Genomic DNA, 15,179 nt, shown 5'->3' with positions numbered 1-15,179 from the left:
TTAGATCTCCATCCCGAAGTGCTCGCTGAAACGTACATCGCCTTCGATCATGTCGCGCATGTCGCCGACCTCGTTGCGGAACATGAGCGTGCGCTCGATGCCCATGCCGAAAGCAAAACCTGAATACTCGTCCGGGTCGATGCCGGCAGCGCGCAGGACGTTGGGATTGACCATGCCGCAGCCGCCCCATTCGATCCAGCGAGGACCGCCCTTGGCGCCGGGGTGCCAAATGTCCAGCTCCGCGGACGGCTCGGTGAACGGGAAGTAGTTGGGACGCAGGCGGATCTGTGCCTCGTCTCCGAACATCTGCCGGGCGAAGTGCTCCAAAGTGCCGCGCAGGTCGGCCATGCTCAGCTTCTTGTCGATGGCCAGGCCCTCGAACTGGTGGAACACGGGCGTGTGGGTGGCATCGAGTTCATCGGTGCGGAATACCTTGCCCGGGCACAGCACGTAGATGGGCACTTCGCGCTCCAGCATGGAGCGGACCTGTACCGGGGAAGTGTGCGTGCGCATGAGCAGGTGCGCCTCGGGAGGCTCCACGAAGAAGGTGTCCTGCATTTCGCGGGCGGGGTGGTCGGGCTTGAAGTTGAGGGCGTCGAAGTTGAACCACTCGGACTCGACCTCGGGTCCTTCGGCGATTTCCCAGCCCATGCCGACGAAGATGTCCGCCACGCGGTCCTGCAGGGTGGACAGCGGGTGGCGCGCACCGGCACGGCGCCGCCGCGGCGCTGCCGTGACATCGACGGTTTCCTCCACAAGGATGCGGGCGTCGTTTTCGGCTTCTAGCACAGCGGTCCGTGCCGCGAGCGCCTGGTTGACGCGGCCACGGGAGGAACCCATGAGCTTGCCTGCGGCGGCCTTCTGCTCCTTGGGCAGGCCACCGATTTCACGGTTGGCTAGGCTCAAGGGCGACTTCTCGCCGGTGTGCGCCAAGCGGACGGCTTTGAGTTCTTCGAGGGAGGATGCAGCAGCAATCGCGGCGACGGCTTCCTCAACGGCAGCGGTGATGGCGGCCTCATCCAGAGGGTTCGGGATGGCAGCGCCCGGCAAAGTGTCAGTCATCTACTGTTCTTAGCTACGAGTCGGAAATAGTCTTCACCAGGCAGGGCCATGGCAAAAGCAGGAGCGATGCTCGCTGGACGCGTCCGGCGAGCACTAACATCCAGTCTAGTAGAAGGGTTGGGCGGGGCTTTAACCCGTGACACCGTCCGGACGGCGTTCGCCAGCGCCCGGGGCTAGCATGGCCTCATGACACCGGTCCGCACCATCACTGTCACCGGAGAAGGAACCGCTGAAGCCGTTCCCGACCTGCTCACGCTCACGCTCGCCGTCGAGGTCAGGCGCGACGCCGCCGAAGCTGCGTATGGCGACGCCGGAGCGATCGCCTCGGCTGTGACGGAGGCCTTGCGAGGGCACGGTGTGGCCGGTCTTGACCTGCGGACTAGTGGCCTCAATCTGCGTGCCGAACTCGTCTGGGCCGAACACCAGGGGCAAAAGGTCACTGGTTATGTTGCATCAACCACCTTGGTTGCCCGGGTCGGCCCGTCGTCAGCGGCCCCCGCGGCCATTTCCGCCGCGGTGGCTGCAGGCGGTGACAGCCTTCGCATCAACGGGATCGAACAAGGATTCACGGATGCCCCGGCCGTCGCGGCGCGGGCACAAGAGGCTGCATGGCGGGAAGCCGAAGCGCAGGCGGCCCGATTTGCCGCACTTGCCGGCGCCCGCTTGGGGCAAGTGCTATCCATCGATCAGCGGCCGGAGCATGGATCGCCGGTGCCCATGTTGGCCGGTTTGCAGCGCGCCTCAGCGAGCGAAGGCGTGGCCATCGAAGCGGGACTGGTAGCGGTTTCCGCGAGCGTTGTGGTGCAGTGGGAGCTGGATTCGCCCGAGAGTGACGCCGGCTGATCCGTGACCCTAGGTGGGCGGCGCCAGTCTAGTGAACAGCTCCCGCGGACAGCTTCGCGTCCACCGGAGTCTCAAGCGCAGTGCGAACGACGACGGCGATCCCCCGGCCCATGTCCTGCGTCGCCATGCCGGGCGCGGCACTACCCTGCGGCAGGTGCGCCTTGTCATAGGGAACGTGGATGAAGCCACCTCGCGCGCGCCGCGCAACAGCTCTGGAGAGCTCATGCATCAGGGCATAGAACACATGGTTGCATACGTACGTCCCGGCGGTCTGCGAGACTTCGGCGCGGATTCCGGCGATCTGCAGCGCTCGCAGCGCGGACTTCACCGGCAGTGTGCTGAAGTACGCCGCGGGCCCTCCCGGCACCACCGGTTCGTCGATGGGCCTGTTTCCGGCGTTGTCCGGGATTCTGGCGTCATCGCAGTTAATGGCCACGCGCTCCAGGGAGAGCCGGTCCCGGCCGCCGGCGAGCCCGACGCAGACGACCAACTCCGGGCGCACCCTCCCCATGGCCTCGCGCAGGACCGCAGCGGATTCCCCGAAAATGCACGGTAGTTCGAGCGTTTCCACTTCATGCCCTTCGGCGCGCAAAATTTCCTGCGCTTCGAGGACTGCAGCCCACGAGGGATTGCTGGAATCGCCGCCAAAAGGTTCGAATCCCGTCAGCAGAATCATGAACCCACCCTAGCAACAGCGGACCCGGCTTCCGGGTTCCCCGCTCGATCTTTCACAGGTCTTCTTTCACAGGCCTTCTTTCACAGGCCTTGACAAGTGTTAGAACATATATTCGAATGGAGGCCATGAGATGGGACGCACAAGCACTTTCACCACAACGTGGTCCGGCACCCGGAGACAACAGCAACAGCGTTCTGTCCGGAGCCGCCCCAGCTTCGGACGCACTGCTGCCGCTGGCCGGGCTTGTGCGTTCCGTCTCAACTCCCGAATTCTCCGGAGTCACCTTTCATGAGGTCACCGCCAAATCGGTGCTCAACAAGGTGGCGTCCGGTTCCCAGATGCCTTTTGAATGGACGGTCAACCCCTACCGCGGATGCAGCCACGCCTGTGTCTATTGCTTCGCCCGCAAGAGCCACACCTATCTGGAGTTCGACGCCGGACACGATTTCGATTCCCAAGTGATAGTGAAGATCAACGCGGCAGAGGTCCTGCGTAAGGAACTGTCCAAACCGTCGTGGGGCCACCATCATGTGGCCCTTGGCACCAATACGGATCCCTACCAGCGGGCAGAGGGCCGCTACCAGCTGATGCCGGGGATCGTCCGGGCCCTGGCCGATTCCGGTACTCCGTTCTCCATCCTCACCAAGGGAACCCTCCTGGGCCGCGACATCCCCCTCCTCAAGCACGCCTCCAGCCAAGTGCCCGTGGATCTGGGAATCTCGCTGGCCATGACTGACGAAGCCCTGGCCTCGGCGGTGGAACCGGGCACGCCCGCACCGCGCGCCAGGCTCAAGCTCATCCGCCGGCTGCGCGAGGCCGGGCTGCCTTGTGGTGTCATGGCCATGCCCATCCTGCCGTGGCTGACGGACAGCGATGACGCCCTGGAGTCGCTCTTTACCGCCCTGTCCGGAGCCGGCGCCACTGGGGTGACTGCCGGGGCGTTGTACCTGAAGCCGGGCACGCGGGAATGGTTCATGCAATGGCTGGCGGCACACCACCCCCGCCTTGTCGGCAAGTACCAGCGTCTCTACGGCCAAGGCTCGTACGCCTCGAAGGAATACAGGACATGGTTAACCGGCCGCATCAACTACTTCAAGGCCCGTCACGGCTTTTCCGGGAGCAGCGGTTTCAGCCACAGGAACGCGACCGCGGGCAAGGAGACATCGGCTTCCCTTCCACCGACTTCCTTTCCAACAACTGGTCAGTCCACTCTTTTCTAGCCGAGCAGGCCGGAGGCCACCCGTTCCAGCAGTGCGCGGACAATCGGCAGGTCAGCAGGAATCCACGGCAAGGTGAACGCCTCCTCTCCATTGCCAAGCGGAACCCATCGGAGTTCATCGTGGTCCTGGAGCGGACGCGGTTCGCCGTCAAGCAGTTCGGCGAACCATACCCTCATGACGGCCCGCTCGTTCAGGGGCCAACCGGCGCCTGCGTCCGGTTCCACTTCGGCCCCAAGCCGGACAGTGATCCCGAGTTCCTCGAGCAGTTCGCGGTGCAGCGCGTCTTCGAAGGACTCCCCCGCCTCCAGCTTGCCGCCCGGAAACTCCCACATTCCCGCGAATTGCGGCGGGGCGCTGCGTCTTGCGGCCAGCAGCCGCTTCGGGTTTTCAAGGGAATCGACGACGGCGGCGCCCGCCACGCTTATCAGTCCAGTCACCGCAACAGTCTATTGGCCGTCAGGTCATCACCCCTGCCTATGGAAGTTGTCACATTCAGGCACATTCGCCGGAGACTCGCACTAAGCTTAAAAGTCGGCTTTATTCCCTTCGAGTGACATCCCGCTCGCCCCCCAAGAAACAGGACGATGACCACTACCGCTGTCAGCAAGACCTCCCAAAAGACCGGAAGCCGTCACGTGTCGCTGGCGATCTTCGCCCTTGCCATGGGTGGATTCGCCATCGGAACCACGGAGTTCACCATGATGGGCTTGCTCAAGGAGATCGAGCAGGGACTCAACATCAGCACTCCCGAGGCCGGGAACCTCATTTCCGCCTACGCCTTGGGCGTCGTAGTGGGTGCGCCGATCTTCGCGGCGCTGGGCGCCCGGCTCCCCCGCAAGCAACTTGCCTTGGGACTCATGCTGTTCCTCTCCATAGCGAACCTGACGTCCTTCATTGCACCGGACTACGGAACCATGTTGATCACGAGGTTTGCCTCGGGACTGCCGCATGGCGCCTTCTTCGGGATCGCCGCTGTCATTGCGGCGAGCCTGGTTGCTCCCACCAAGCGCGGTTGGGCAATTTCGATGGTCATGGGCGGCCTTACCATCGCCAACGTCATCGGTGTTCCTGCGGCTACCTGGCTCGGCCAGACTTTCGGGTGGCGCCTGCTCTTCGTGGTGGTGGGAGTCATCGGCCTGGCCACCAGCGTGTTGCTGTGGAAGTTTGTCCCCTTTGAGCCTGCCCACCCGGAGGCGAGCATCCGCCGGGAACTTGGTGCCCTCAAGCGCATTCAGGTGTGGCTGGCATTGCTGATCGGAATCATCGGTTTTGGCGGCTTCTTCGCGACCTACACGTACATCTCCCACACCATGACGTCCGTGGCCGGCATCCCACAGTCGCTGATACCCCTCGTAGTCGCCCTCTACGGACTCGGCATGGTGGCAGGCAATATCCTCGGCGGCCGCATCGCCGACAAGTCCGTCATGGGAACCATCTACCGGGTCCTTCCCCTCATCGCCTTGGCGCTGGTGGCCTACGCGGTCGCCGCCCACTGGGCGTGGTCGGCATTCATCATGGTCTTCATCGTCGGCGGTATCGGCTCCATGCTTATCCCGCCGTTGCAGACGCGCCTCCTGGACGCTTCGCCGGACGCCCCATCCTTGGCTTCTTCGCTCAACCACTCCGCCCTCAACATCGCCAACGCCCTCGGCGCGTTCCTCGGCGGCGTGGTCATCGCTTGGGGCTGGGGATACGTCGCCCCTGCCCTCGTCGGCGCTGTCCTGGCCATCCTTGGGCTCGGCGTCGCGGGCATCAGTGGCTGGTTGGAGCGCAAGCGGCCGCTGGCGGCATAGTGCTGGCGGATAACGCGCCCCCCGCCGCTCTCTTGTCGCGGGGCTGCTTAGACCTGGACCCGCTCGACGTCGGGCTCCAGGTAGATGACCCGGGCGATCGGTACTGCAGTGCGGATCCTGAGTTCGGCGGCGTCGATCGCTTTGGCGATCGCCTGACCGGTATCTGCCGCGCCCACGCTGATCTTCGCAGCGACAAGCAACTCCTCCGGGCCCAGGTGCATGGTCTTGAGGTGGATGATGCGCGTGCCATCGGACTCAATTGCTTCCGTGATCCGCGCGTTGTCCTCTTTGGTGGCTGATTCGCCGAGTAGCAAGGACTTGGTTTCGACCGCGAGCACGACGGCGATTCCCACAAGAAGCAGGCCGATCATCCCTGTGCCCGCGGCGTCCCACAAGCCGTTGCCCGTGATGAGGGTCAGGCTCACGCCGAACAGCGCGAAAACGAGGCCCAGGAGAGCTCCGAAATCCTCCAGGAGGATCACGGGCAGTTCCGGCTGCTTGGCGTTGCGGATGAACTTGATCCAGCTTTGTTTGCCGCGCAAGGGATTGGATTCGTGGATTGCGGTGCGGAAAGAGAAGGATTCCGCCACAATCGCACCGAGCAGCACGGCCAGCGGGACCCACCAGAAATCGCCTTCAATGGCGTGGGGGTGCTGGAATTTCTCCCAGGATTCGAACAGCGCGAAGAGGCCGCCAACGCTGAACAGCACGATCGAGACAATGAAGGCGTAGATGTAGCGTTCACGGCCATAGCCAAACGGGTGTTCGGGGCTTGCGGCGCGCTGCGCCCGCTTCCCGCCAAGCAGCAGCAGCAACTGGTTGCCGGAGTCGGCTACCGAGTGGATTGCCTCGGCCAACATCGACGACGACATCGTCAGGACGAATGCGACAAACTTGAGCACAGCGATCGCCAGGTTGGCACTCAATGCCGCCACGATTGCCTTGGTACCGCCATTTGCAGCCACGAAAGCTCCACCTCTTCTTCGGTTCAGGGGATGTGAGTGAATCGGCAGGAACGGACCGCGGGGTCGCGCCCCTGCAAGCAATACCGTACCTGCCGAGAAATTGTCAGGAGGCGTGCTGGGAGCGTGCGCTGGCGTAAAGGCAGACGGTGGCAGCTGTGCCGAGGTTCAGGCTTTCCGCCGAACCGTAGACGGGCACTGCGACACGATGGTCGGCAAGGGCCAGCTCCGAGTCTGAAAGTCCTTGCGCCTCGTTGCCGAACAGCCAGGCCGTCGGGGCTTCGAGTGCGTAGGCGGAAGGCGCTGCCGACGCGCCCAGGCGGCGTGCCGCGTTCTCGTCCTGAAGTTTGTCCAGGTTGAGGGTGCCGTAACCGTCCGCGGCGAGGATCCCGATGCCGCGCTCCTTGCAGAGGGCCACGAGCTCCTCGACGTCCGCACCCAGGACAACCGGCAGGTGGAAAAGCGAACCAGCCGTGGACCTCACAGCCTTCGGGTTGTAAATATCAACGCTGGAGGCCGTCAAGACCACTGCATCCGCCCCGGCCGCATCAGCGGCCCGAAGTACCGTTCCGGCGTTGCCGGGATCCCGCACTTGGCACATGACGGCGATCAGCCGCGGTCCGGCGTCGAGCACTGATTCAAGGCTGACGTCCACAAAACCGCAGACGGCCACAATCCCCTGGGGATTGACGGTGTCCGCCATGGCGGCCAGGACATCGTCATTCGCGAGCCGCAAGGCAACGCCGTCGGCGAGCTCGGCCAGTTCAGGGAGCCGGTCCAGGCAGCTTTCGCTCGCGAAGACTTCGTGTACGACGCCGGGCTCCCCCGCCGCGGCCCGCTCCCGGTGCAGGACGAGCGCCTCGCGGACGGCCTGGGGGCCTTCCGCGAGGAACCGACCGCGCTTTAAACGGGCCGGGCGCCCTGCAAGCTTCGCGACATCCCTGACCCGATCGGCTCGGGGGTTGGACATCGGAAGTTCTTGCGGGCGCCCGGTTTCGTTCATATACAGAACTTTAGTGGCAGTTGCCACTGTCCCATGAACTGAGGCTACGAGTGCTACTCAGCAGCTTCAGCGGCTGGCTTCTTCGCAGCCTTGGCCTTGGGGGCCTTGGCAGCGGGCTCTTCCTCGGAAACGGAGGCCTTGACTGCCGGAGCAGCCTTGGTAGCCGCAGAAGTCTTGGCGGCAGCCTTCGGAGCGGCTTCGGCCTTGACGGCCGGAGCGGAGGTGTCGGCAGGCAGGGAATCCTTGGCAACCTTGACCAGCGCGGCGAAAGCGTTGGCGTCGGAAACGGCCAGCTCTGCCAGCATGCGGCGGTCAACCTCGACCTCAGCGGCCTTCAGGCCCTGGATCAGACGGTTGTAGGTCAGGCCGTTGGCGCGGGATGCAGCGTTGATGCGCTGGATCCAGAGGCGACGGAAGTCACCCTTCTTCTTGCGGCGGTCGCCGTAGCTGTACACAAACGAGTGCAGCAGCTGCTCTTTTGCCTTGCGGTACAGGCGAGACCGCTGACCGCGGTAACCCTTGGCCCGTTCAAGGACAACCCGACGCTTCTTGTGGGCGTTTACCGCCCGCTTCACACGTGCCACGTGCGTACTCCTTCAAAATTCTTATCCCAAGCTGCTACTGCCGGAAACCCGGCCGGCCTGAGAAGGCTTTGGTGTAGTCGGCAGCTACCGGATGGCAGCAACCAGAAAACTTGGAACTTAGACGCCGAGCATCTTCTTGATGACCTTGGCATCGCCCTTGAAGACGATCTTGTCGCCGGCAAGGCGACGGGTCAGGGTGGAGGACTTGTGCTCCAGGTAGTGGCGGCGGTTGGCCTGCTGACGCTTCAGCTTGCCGGTACCGGTCAGCTTGAAGCGCTTCTTAGCACCACTGTGGGTCTTCATCTTCGGCATGGGAACCGATCTCCTTACGTGTCCGCAGATTGGGTCTGCAGTTCTTTCGTGCAGCTACCCCATAGGGGGCGGCTGCTGCTTTCGTGCCGGGCGGAGGGGATGCCTCCGGCGGCGTGACTAGTTGGTCTTGCGTGCCGCTGGCTTCGGAGCGGCCTTGGGGGCTGCCGGTCGAGCAGGGGGCTTCGGAACCGCGGGCTTCGCCATCGGTTTCGGTACTGGCGTGGCAGCAGGCTTGGGGGCAGCCGGTACAACAGGCTTCGAAGCTGCCTGCTGAGGAGCCTTTGCCGGTGCCGGTGCCTTCACTGGTGCCGGTGCGGCAACCGGAGCGGCCACCGGAGCTGCCTCAACCACGGGAGCCTTTTCGACAACCGGGGCTGCTTCAACCACGGGAGCCTTTTCGACAACCGGGGCTGCTTCAACTACGGGGGCTGCTTCAACCACAGGGGCTTCTTCGGCAACCGCTTCCTCAGCGGCCGGAGTCTCTTCGACTTCAGCAGCCTCCGCCTCAACGGCGTCGGGAGCGGTTTCCTCGGCCTGGGTTTCCTCGGTCTGGGTTTCCCCAGCCTGGGTCAAGAGTTCCGCCGGGAGCAAGTCCGCGAGTGACTGGGTCAAGGGAGCATCCTCGCCTGAGACGTCAATCCGGCCTGCAGCCTTGGCTTCATTCTGGGCTTTGGCTTCTGCCCGCTGCGCCGCGCGGCGGGCCTCGGCCTTGGCCTCAGCCTTGTTCTTCAACGGACCAATCACCATGACCATGTTGCGGCCATCGATGCGCGGGCTGGACTCAATCACGCCAACTTCGGCAACGTCCTCAGCGAAGCGCTGCAACAGGCGGATGCCCATTTCAGGACGCTGCTGCTCACGTCCACGGAACTGGATCATGGCCTTCACCTTGTCACCGGCGCCCAGGAAGCGAAGCGCGTGGCCGCGCTTGGTCTCGTAGTCGTGGGTGTCGATCTTCAGGCGGAAGCGGATTTCCTTGAGAACCGTGTTGGTCTGGTTCTTGCGGGCCTCACGGGCTTTGACAGCGGCTTCGTACTTGTACTTGCCGAAGTCCATCAGCTTGCACACCGGAGGCTTCGCCTGCGGTGCAACTTCAACGAGATCCAGGTCAGCCTCGGCAGCCAGACGCAGGGCGTCCTCAATACGGACGATTCCAACCTGCTCGCCGGCAGGGCCGACCAAACGCACCTCGGGGACGCGGATACGCTCATTGATTCTTGGCTCGCTAATGTCAAAGCTCCTGTTGTTGTGATGAGTATTCCACCGGCAAATAGAGAAGGCCCCCAATTGCTGGCGCAATCGAAGGCCTCGAAGATCGGAGACGGCCCCTCAATGGAGCGTTCGCACCATTCAAGGCTGACCTTGAACGGTGTCCGACCAGGTACCCGGCAACTTACATCCCCGAAGGGAAACGGCTGACGCGGGTGGGAGAGAACTCCGCTTGCAAACTGAAAATCAATTCTACAGAAATCGGCAACCAACCGCACATTAACGATGGGTGGCCGAGCGCTGCGTGTGCCATGGGAAATGGCAACTTCCAGTCGGTCTGTGACAAGCTTACCAGCATGAGCACTTCTGACAGCAATTCCCTCGACCACGAGCCCACCGGCACCGACGCCGGAGTAGGCCAGCAGATCCGCGACATTTCGGAAGTTCCGGCTGTTGAGGTCATCACCACCGGCGCCGTTCACCTCATGAGCGCAGCGGCCGTCAAGGTGGGCTTGGCCGACGACCCCCAAGCCGGGGAGCTCAAGGACCTGGACGAAGCGCGCAAACTGATCACCGCTTTGGCCGGTCTGGTCACCGCCGCAGCACCGGAAATCGGTTCGCAGCACGCTGGCCCGTTGCGCGATGGCCTCCGCTCCCTGCAACTCGCGTTCCGCGAAGCTTCCCTGATCCCCGACGAACCGGGCAAGGGCCCGGGCGAAAAATTCACCGGCCCGGTCAACTGACACGGACTAACCCGTACGACCGCGACGGCGGGCTGGCCTCCTTGGCCGGCCCGCCGTCGTCGTATCCTGGCCGCTTAGGCGCAACTCAGTTGGCGGGATCCTCCGCGCCCGCCCGGGTGGTGGTCATGATCCTGCGCCGACGCAGCTGAAGGAACAGCCCGGCAAGGCACAGCACCACTCCCGCCGTCCCGATGGCGACGAAGCCGGCCCACGGCCCCACGCCGTCGATAAAGAGCCCCGCGACCGGCGAACCGAAGGCCACGCCCGCCGTGAGAGCCGAGCCATACCAGCCCATTGCCTCGCCGCGCCGGTCCTCATCCACGATGTCGGCGACCTTTTCCGAAGCCGCGGACAACACCGGCGCGCAGAGCAGGCCGGGAAGCAGGGACAACAAAGCAAGGGTCCAGGTGTCCCCGGCGAAGCCCATCGGGATGGTCAAGGCCGCCATGCCCAGCAGGAGCAGGATGGGTGAGACGGGCCGGTGCATGGCGCCGTAGATGAGCCCGCCGACTACCGAAGAGGCACACCAGAAGAAGAAAACAATTCCGATCTCGCTCTCGTGCCCGCCGCGTTGCAACACCGCGACGATTCCGACGTCGGTACCGCTCAGTACCATGCCGGATCCTGCGGCGACGGCGAACACGGCGGCGACCGCCGCAGTGAACCACGTGAAGTTCCTGGCCATCTTTCCCCGCAGCCCGGAAGGTTGCGAGACCGTCGGAGCCATCTCTGCAGCGGCTTCCTGGAGATGGGCCGGCGCCGACGCCACCACCGCAGCTTCGGCCGCATGAAGCTCATCGGCATCCCGGTCAGCCGTCTGGCCGGCATCCAGGACGCTCTCGCTCCGGGTGGGCGGGTTGAACCACAGCAGGAAGAGCCCGGCGGCCGAGGTGCACACACCCACGATGGTCAGGCCGAGGACCGTGAACCCGCTGGTAGCCACGACCGCGCCCACCGCGGGGCCGATCATGAAGACCACTTCGGTGCCAATGGAGTCCAAGGCATAGGCCGAACGCCGCTGCTCGCCGTCAACCAGCACACCGAGGGACTGCCGGATGACGCTGAAGATCGGCAGCGTTAACAGGCCCCCGACGAAGACGAGCGGAAGGATCCATTCGTAGCTGACGTGCGGCACCACGGACCAAATCACCAGCTCAGACACCACCGACGGAATAAGCGCCTTGCGCAGGCCGACAGTGTCCACGCGCCGCCCTCGCCACGGAGCGCCAATCGCGATGCCGATGGTGAATACCGCGGCGGCAGCACCTGCGGCAGCGTATCCCTTGCCCAGGGTCAGCACGATGTGCAGGGTGAGCAGAACCCCCGCCGCAGAGTGCGGTATGCGGGCCACCATGCCCACCAGCAGGAGACGCCGCACGGACGTGATGGAAAGCATCTCCCGGTAGAGAGAGAAATTCACGAGATACATCCTCTGTTCTGCCGAGGGCAGGACAAGGACGTTCCCCCTGTGCCTTCGGCTACTGTGCCGCCCGCTGCAAGCTGACTTCGATCGAGTCAACCCGCTCGGCGAACAATTCGTTCTGCGCCCAACGTCCGTTCAGCCCGGAGACGAGATCCTGCACCGCGGCGGCATCCAGACCGTCTTCGAGGTACAGAACCACGCGCAATTCGGGCCCGGGTCCCCCGCCGGCCATGGCCGATCCATCAGCCGTGCGCGAAGCCATACCCGATCCTGGCCGCATCTCCAGGCTGCGCACGGCCGGGTACGTCCCAGCCAAGGAATTGAGAGCAGACTCCAGTTCATCATCAAGGTACGACGGCGTCCAGTCGCGCTGCTGCGCCAGTGACCACATGGCAGGCCGGCGCACGACGAAGGTGACATCCGAACCGGGATCCAAGACAAGCAGCTGGGCTCCCTCCGACACGGCAGACAACGCCGCCCGGGCCGCATAAACCGCGACGGGACGAGCCTGTGGGTGCCACGCTTCGAGGGCGGCAGCCGAGGTGAACACGGGCATAGCCGTGCGGCCATCCGGCGCTTTCAGTGTCACGAGCGCCATGTCGGCCTGCTTGTCGGCATGCAGGCCGTCCACGCCTTCGGCTTCCTCAGCGAGCTGGGCCACCACCGGGACAAAGACCCTGGCCGTTGCCAACGAAGCCACTACGCCGGCCTCGCTGCCGGTACCGGCGAGCAGGGCCGCGACGGCGGCGAGGTACCCGGCGTCGGCCGTTCCGTCGTCGTCCTCGAAATTGTGGATCTTGGCGGCGTCTCCGCCCAGGTTGCGGCCCGCCCAGGGCCGGCCGGCAGAATCGCCTGCTCCCCCGGCACCCGCCAGGGCTGCAGCAATGTGCCCGGGCAACTGCCGGGGTGCCGGAATCGAAGCCTTGTCAGCCGGGGACCGTGGATCCTGCGACATCAGCGGCGGCCGGCGACGTCCAGGGCTTCCGGAAGCGTGAAGGCACCGGCGTACAGCGCCTTGCCGACGATCGCTCCTTCGACCCCGAGCGGTACGAGCTCCCGCAGGACACGCAGGTCCTCGAGGCTCGAGATGCCGCCCGACGCAACGACAGGCTTGCCCGTCTTTTCCACCATCTGGCGCAACAGCTCGACGTTGGGACCCTGCAACGTTCCGTCCTTCGTGACGTCGGTGACCACGTAGCGGGCGCAACCGGCCTCCTCAAGGCGGGCCAGCACCTCCCAGAGATCCCCGCCCTCCTTGGTCCAGCCCCGGCCCGCGAGCGTTGTGCCACGGACGTCGAGCCCGACGGCGATCTTGTCACCAAAGCGGTCGATGGCCCGACGGGTCCATTCGGGGTTCTCCAACGCGGCGGTTCCGAGGTTCACGCGGGCGACGCCGAGCTCAAGTGCACGCTCGAGGGATTCGTCGTCGCGCAGTCCGCCGGACAGCTCCACCTTGACGTTCAGCTGCGAGACGACCTCGCTGATGAGGTCGGCATTGTTGCCGCGGCCGAAAGCTGCGTCCAGGTCCACCATATGCACCCACTCGGCTCCGGCGTTCTGCCAGTTCAGTGCTGCTTCCAGCGGGGTGCCGTAGCTGGTCTCGGAGCCGGCTTCTCCTTGAAGGAGTCGGACGGCCTGGCCGTCCACGATGTCGACGGCGGGCAGGAGTTCCAGGACGGGCAGTTCGGAGGCGGTGGTCATTGAAGTCCTCGGTCTTGTGGGGAGGGGCGTCAGTTGCCCGGCAGGTATTTGGCAGGCGCAGTCATTTGGCAGGTGCACTCATTTGGAAGGCAGGGTGAAGAGGTAGGCCGCCAGCAATGCCAGGCCGGCCAGGACGTAGAACGAAATAGAGACCCAGGCGGGGCGTTTCTGCTGGTGGAAGGAGATTCCGCCGCCAACCAACAGCCCGGCCGCGCCCATGAAGATAACAGACCACATATTAGGCAGCGCCTCCGGCCCCGGCCGCCTGCGGCTGGGTTTTTGCCTGCGGGCGCAAGCCATCGACCCAGTTTCGCAGGAGCCGCGCTCCGGCGTCGCCCGACTTCTCGGGGTGGAACTGCGTGGCGCACAACGGACCGTTTTCCACGGCGGCGATGAAGGGGGCGCCATGCTCGGACCAGGTCACCTTCGGCGGAGCCATGCGGGGCTGGACGACGTCGAATTCCCACTTCTGCACGCCGTACGAGTGAACGAAATAGAAGCGTTCGTGCTCGACGCCGGCGAACAGCTTTGAGCCTTCGGGCACGTCCACGGTGTTCCAGCCCATGTGCGGGACAACGGGCGCAGGGAGGAGTTCCACCTTCCCGGGCCACTCGCCCATGCCTTCGGCCTCGGTACCGTGCTCCACTCCGGCCTCGAACAACACCTGGAGCCCGACGCAGATGCCCAGGACGGGCCGGCCCCCGGCGACACGGCGGCCGATCATCCGGATGGCGTCTACTGCCTTGAGTTCGCGCATCACCGTTTCGAAGGCGCCGACGCCGGGGACCAGGAGCCCGTCAGCGTTCAGGACATCTTCGGGCTTGGCGCTCAACGTGACTGCCGCTCCGGCACGCTCAAGCGCCCGGACCGCCGAGCGGACATTGCCCGAGCCGTAGTCAAGGACCGTTACGGTCGGTTTTCCCTCAGGCGAGGCAGTGCGGCTGGCGGCCTTCGGATCCACGACAGCGCCATCCTTGAGGATGTGCCTACTCACAAGGCGCCCTTGGTGGACGGAATGCCTTCGACGCGGGGGTCGGACTCGACGGCGGAACGGAGCGCACGGGCGAACGCCTTGAACTGGGCTTCCACGATGTGGTGCGGATCCCGACCGGCCAGGACATTCATGTGAAGGCAGATGCCGGCGTGCAGGGTGATGGCCTCAAAGACGTGGCGGGTCAGCGAACCGGTGAAGTGTCCACCGATCAGGTGGTATTCCTGGCCGGCGGGCTCACCGCTGTGGACCAGGTAAGGGCGTCCGGAGACGTCGACGACGGCGTGGGCCAGCGCTTCATCCAGAGGGACCGTGGCCTCGCCGAAGCGGCGGATGCCGGCTTTGTTACCCAAGGCGGTGCGGAGGACCTCACCGAAGGTGATAGCAACATCCTCCACGGTGTGGTGGGCGTCGATGTGGGTGTCTCCGGTCGCCTTGACGGTCATGTCGATGAGCGAATGCTTGCAGAGCGCCGTCAGCATGTGGTCATAGAACGGCACCGAGGTACTGATATCCGAGACTCCCGTGCCGTCGAGGTTGATTTCAACCAGGACGGAGGACTCACTGGTGGTGCGTTCCATGCGTGCTGTCCGGGCGGCCGCCGTGCTGGCGCCGTTTTCGCTCATTGATGATCCTTAGGAGGAAGGTGTGGTGGGA

18 protein-coding genes are annotated in these 15,179 nt (G+C 64.5%); 4 read left to right on the top strand and 14 right to left on the bottom strand.

The window, feature by feature from the left end; all coding sequences use genetic code 11:
• Complete coding sequence (pheS, locus tag ABH924_RS10330; protein WP_078105647.1) at window positions 1-1,062, bottom strand: phenylalanine--tRNA ligase subunit alpha; 1,062 nt, start codon at window positions 1,060-1,062, stop codon at window positions 1-3.
• Between the two features lie 186 nt (window positions 1,063-1,248).
• Between pheS and ABH924_RS10325 the strand changes: the two genes are divergently transcribed.
• Window positions 1,249-1,905 (top strand): SIMPL domain-containing protein, encoded by a 657-nt coding sequence (locus ABH924_RS10325; RefSeq protein ID WP_404498556.1) that lies wholly within the window; start codon window positions 1,249-1,251, stop codon window positions 1,903-1,905.
• Between the two features lie 28 nt (window positions 1,906-1,933).
• On the opposite strand, the gene pcp is transcribed toward ABH924_RS10325, so the two are convergent.
• Window positions 1,934-2,581 (bottom strand): pyroglutamyl-peptidase I, encoded by a 648-nt coding sequence (pcp, locus tag ABH924_RS10320; protein WP_404498554.1) that lies wholly within the window; start codon window positions 2,579-2,581, stop codon window positions 1,934-1,936.
• A 125-nt stretch (window positions 2,582-2,706) separates the two neighbouring features.
• Between pcp and ABH924_RS10315 the strand changes: the two genes are divergently transcribed.
• A complete protein-coding gene (locus ABH924_RS10315; RefSeq protein ID WP_234753148.1) occupies window positions 2,707-3,801 on the top strand; it encodes an Rv2578c family radical SAM protein in 1,095 nt (364 codons plus the stop codon).
• On the opposite strand, the gene ABH924_RS10310 is transcribed toward ABH924_RS10315, so the two are convergent.
• Window positions 3,798-4,238: a (deoxy)nucleoside triphosphate pyrophosphohydrolase gene (locus ABH924_RS10310; protein ID WP_404498552.1), complete on the bottom strand. Its 441-nt coding sequence runs from the start codon at window positions 4,236-4,238 to the stop codon at window positions 3,798-3,800. The two genes, ABH924_RS10315 and ABH924_RS10310, sit on opposite strands and share 4 nt — an antisense overlap.
• Before the next feature lie 147 nt (window positions 4,239-4,385).
• On the opposite strand from ABH924_RS10310, the gene ABH924_RS10305 reads away from it, so the two are divergent.
• The gene (locus tag ABH924_RS10305) at window positions 4,386-5,594 is read left to right on the top strand and encodes an MFS transporter (protein WP_234753146.1); all 1,209 of its coding nucleotides are present in this window, start codon (window positions 4,386-4,388) and stop codon (window positions 5,592-5,594) included.
• A gap of 47 nt (window positions 5,595-5,641) precedes the next feature.
• On the opposite strand, the gene ABH924_RS10300 is transcribed toward ABH924_RS10305, so the two are convergent.
• From ABH924_RS10300 to infC, 5 genes are all read right to left on the bottom strand, one after another.
• Window positions 5,642-6,559, bottom strand: a complete 918-nt coding sequence (locus ABH924_RS10300) for a cation diffusion facilitator family transporter (protein ID WP_404498549.1) — start codon at window positions 6,557-6,559, stop codon at window positions 5,642-5,644.
• A 103-nt stretch (window positions 6,560-6,662) separates the two neighbouring features.
• Complete coding sequence (locus tag ABH924_RS10295; protein WP_404498547.1) at window positions 6,663-7,559, bottom strand: TrmH family RNA methyltransferase; 897 nt, start codon at window positions 7,557-7,559, stop codon at window positions 6,663-6,665.
• A gap of 53 nt (window positions 7,560-7,612) precedes the next feature.
• On the bottom strand, window positions 7,613-8,143 hold the full coding sequence (rplT, locus tag ABH924_RS10290; protein WP_234753143.1) for a 50S ribosomal protein L20: 531 nt from the start codon (window positions 8,141-8,143) through the stop codon (window positions 7,613-7,615).
• 117 nt (window positions 8,144-8,260) lie between these two features.
• Window positions 8,261-8,455 (bottom strand): 50S ribosomal protein L35, encoded by a 195-nt coding sequence (gene rpmI, locus ABH924_RS10285; RefSeq protein WP_059387794.1) that lies wholly within the window; start codon window positions 8,453-8,455, stop codon window positions 8,261-8,263.
• A 117-nt stretch (window positions 8,456-8,572) separates the two neighbouring features.
• Window positions 8,573-9,643: a translation initiation factor IF-3 gene (infC, locus tag ABH924_RS10280; RefSeq protein WP_404498544.1), complete on the bottom strand. Its 1,071-nt coding sequence runs from the start codon at window positions 9,641-9,643 to the stop codon at window positions 8,573-8,575.
• Window positions 9,644-10,020: 377 nt separating this feature from the next.
• Between infC and ABH924_RS10275 the strand changes: the two genes are divergently transcribed.
• Window positions 10,021-10,407, top strand: a complete 387-nt coding sequence (locus tag ABH924_RS10275; protein ID WP_234753141.1) for a DUF1844 domain-containing protein — start codon at window positions 10,021-10,023, stop codon at window positions 10,405-10,407.
• 85 nt (window positions 10,408-10,492) lie between these two features.
• Here the strand turns inward: ABH924_RS10275 and ABH924_RS10270 are convergent, their stop codons facing one another.
• The 6 genes from ABH924_RS10270 to hisB form a co-directional block, all read right to left on the bottom strand.
• Complete coding sequence (locus ABH924_RS10270; protein ID WP_404498542.1) at window positions 10,493-11,827, bottom strand: MFS transporter; 1,335 nt, start codon at window positions 11,825-11,827, stop codon at window positions 10,493-10,495.
• A 58-nt stretch (window positions 11,828-11,885) separates the two neighbouring features.
• Window positions 11,886-12,785, bottom strand: coding sequence for an SseB family protein (locus ABH924_RS10265; protein ID WP_404498540.1), 900 nt, complete (start codon window positions 12,783-12,785; stop codon window positions 11,886-11,888).
• Window positions 12,785-13,531 carry a bifunctional 1-(5-phosphoribosyl)-5-((5-phosphoribosylamino)methylideneamino)imidazole-4-carboxamide isomerase/phosphoribosylanthranilate isomerase PriA gene (gene priA, locus ABH924_RS10260; RefSeq protein WP_234753138.1) on the bottom strand — a complete coding sequence of 249 codons (747 nt, stop codon included), beginning with the start codon at window positions 13,529-13,531 and terminating at the stop codon, window positions 12,785-12,787. Before priA ends, ABH924_RS10265 begins: the two co-directional genes overlap by 1 nt.
• Window positions 13,532-13,609: 78 nt before the next feature.
• The gene (locus ABH924_RS10255; RefSeq protein WP_234753137.1) at window positions 13,610-13,768 is read right to left on the bottom strand and encodes a hypothetical protein; all 159 of its coding nucleotides are present in this window, start codon (window positions 13,766-13,768) and stop codon (window positions 13,610-13,612) included.
• A 1-nt stretch (window position 13,769) separates the two neighbouring features.
• The gene (gene hisH, locus ABH924_RS10250) at window positions 13,770-14,525 is read right to left on the bottom strand and encodes an imidazole glycerol phosphate synthase subunit HisH (protein WP_404498537.1); all 756 of its coding nucleotides are present in this window, start codon (window positions 14,523-14,525) and stop codon (window positions 13,770-13,772) included.
• Window positions 14,522-15,148, bottom strand: coding sequence for an imidazoleglycerol-phosphate dehydratase HisB (hisB, locus tag ABH924_RS10245; RefSeq protein ID WP_404498535.1), 627 nt, complete (start codon window positions 15,146-15,148; stop codon window positions 14,522-14,524). Before hisB ends, hisH begins: the two co-directional genes overlap by 4 nt.
• Between the last annotated feature and the right edge of the window lie 31 nt (window positions 15,149-15,179).

Source organism: Arthrobacter sp. GAS37 (assembly GCF_044908325.1).
Lineage (GTDB): Bacteria > Actinomycetota > Actinomycetes > Actinomycetales > Micrococcaceae > Arthrobacter > Arthrobacter ramosus.
The sequence above is the reverse complement of the archived record's forward strand: the minus strand, read 5'-3'. Positions and strand labels throughout refer to the sequence as shown.